The organism is Arthrobacter sp. P1_A5 (assembly GCF_056406825.1).
Genome location: NZ_JBFTZL010000315.1, coordinates 1 through 2148, shown reverse-complemented (window position 1 = coordinate 2148; position 2148 = coordinate 1). Strand labels below are relative to the sequence as shown.

At 64.7% G+C, this 2148-nt stretch carries 3 protein-coding genes; all 3 read left to right on the top strand.

Translation table 11 applies throughout. The features are described from left to right. Positions 1 to 580 (top strand): PAS and ANTAR domain-containing protein (locus AC1D1S_RS20800; RefSeq protein WP_476995408.1); only part of this gene is annotated, 580 nt, incomplete at its 5' end. Between the two features lie 161 nt (positions 581 to 741). Then, the gene (locus tag AC1D1S_RS20795; RefSeq protein ID WP_243177485.1) at positions 742 to 1359 is read left to right on the top strand and encodes a TetR/AcrR family transcriptional regulator; all 618 of its coding nucleotides are present in this window, start codon (positions 742 to 744) and stop codon (positions 1357 to 1359) included. Positions 1360 to 1496: 137 nt separating this feature from the next. Next, the gene (locus AC1D1S_RS20790; protein ID WP_243177487.1) at positions 1497 to 1727 is read left to right on the top strand and encodes a hypothetical protein; all 231 of its coding nucleotides are present in this window, start codon (positions 1497 to 1499) and stop codon (positions 1725 to 1727) included. Positions 1728 to 2148: the final 421 nt, after the last annotated feature.

Below are 2148 nucleotides of genomic sequence, written 5' to 3'. Positions count from 1 at the left end.
GCAGTGGTCCGAGCAGATTTACCAGAACCACGGCTATCAGCGCGGCGAGGTGGTGCGCACGGTGGGTGTTCTTATGCAGCACGTGCATCCTGACGACCGGACGCCGTGCAGGGAAATCTTTGAGGATGTGTGCCGTGGCGGAGGTTTTTTCGCCAATTATCATCGTCTCTTCGACGCACGCCGGCGTGAACGGCGAGTCCTGACGGCGGGGGAGGGCGTGCTGGACAGTGACGGGAAGCTGTCGTTCGTCGACGGGTTCATCCTGGACCTCACCAGAACAGTTCAAGTTGAAACGGACCGGTCCGCCCGCGAGGCCGTCGCCGGAGCCATCGGCACCCGAGGCCTTATCGAACAGGCCAAGGGCATCCTGATGGGGATACTCCATATCGGTTCCGACGACGCCTTCGAACGGCTTTCCGCCTACAGCCAGCATCACAACATCAAGTTGGCCCACACGGCTTCGGCCATCGTCCGGCTGGCCAACAGCACGCACGAGTCAGCGACCCTCCGCAGCTTCGTCCACGCACTGGACAGTCGGTTCTCACAACGCCGGGATGGCAGCCGGGTTCTCCATCCCTAGGTGGAGGTAGGGCGCCGGAAGGGCCCTTCGCCGGCCCGCCCGGCGTCGTGCGAGCGTGTTACGCGCCGAAAGCGCCGGGGGGGAAAATCCGGGGGAGACTGATAGCACACTCCGAGGCAGACCGGTCTGTACGCCTCGGTCCGGTGTAAAATTTTTTTATCATGACTGTCAACGACGCCGAGGGTCCTCCGCTGCTGCCCGCCACAGCCATGGCCGGCCGCGACGAGCCGGTGGACCGCATTCTCGCCACCGCCTACGAGTTGTTCTCCCGCCGCGGCATCCGCGGAGTAGGGGTCAATGAGCTGATCAGCAGTTCAGGGGTTTCCAAAGCAACCTTCTACCGGCACTTTCCGTCCAAGGACGCACTGGTGCTGGCCTTCCTGGAACTCCGCGACCAGGTGTGGACCGTGGACCTGATCGTGGCCGAGGCCAGCCGGCGAGGCAACACCCCCGAGGAGAGGCTGCTCGCCGTCTTTGACGTGTTCGGTGACTGGTTCCAGCGCGAGGATTTCGAGGCGTGTTCCTTCATCAACGTGCTGCTGGAAATGGGCGCCGGGCACCCGCTGGGCAAGGCGAGCATCGATTACCTCAGCCGCATCCGCGGGCATATCCAGGCACTGGCCGAGGAAGCCGGGCTGGACCGCCCCGAGGAATTTGCCCGATCCTGGCACATCCTGATGAAAGGCTCCATCATTTCCGCCACCGAAGGGGACGCGCTGGCCTCCAAGCGCGCCCAGCAGATGGCGCGATGGCTCATCGAGCACCACCGGGGCCTCTAGCCGCTGCGCCCGGGGGTTCTCCGTCTTGGCTACCGGCATCTCTTTAGCCCGGCACGCGCCATAGCGCCCTGACAAACCCTTCCGAAACAGCTGCGCCATGCCCGGGCTGCGATCCGCCGCGATCCGCAAGGGTGGAGGTGTTCAGTCGCCGCGGCTTTGAAGGCACCATCGACATGGGCTTCGCCGATCTGCCCGCGCCCGACACGCCCTTGTTCGTCCTGCTGGTCCGGCTCGACGTTCTGGGCCAGGACTGCCGGAGCCGCGTCGGGAACGCAACATTCGGCCATATCCTGCGAATTTTCTTCGTGCGCGGACTGCGGCGGCGCGGTGCCGGCCCCGTCATGCACAGTCACCGCGCGTCAGCATGACTTCACAGTGACCGTCCGATGGGGCGCGGACATGTCCCGGAATGGCCGCAGATGACGGCCTGAGTCTGCCCTGTTGCGGACTGCTTCCCAATGCGACCTCCCGGGTAGCGATTGTGCCCCGCGGCTGATTTCGTCGCCGGATTACGCGCGGTTTCCTCGGGAGTCGAGGCGCCTGCGGAACGAATTCGATTCTGCTCTGATGGTGGGCACGGTCCGGTAGCCCCGGGCCGCACCATCGAATCCAGAAAGAATCCGCTATGAAAAACCGACACTTACCCGCAGGACTTTTCTCCACCTTGGGCGTTGCTGCCGCCGTGGCGGTCTCGCTGGTGGTCTCCGGTTGCGGCGGCCCTGCGAGCGCCCAGTCCCCTGCCGGAAATACCCCCGGGGCACCCGAAGTGACCGAACTCCGCTACGAGGG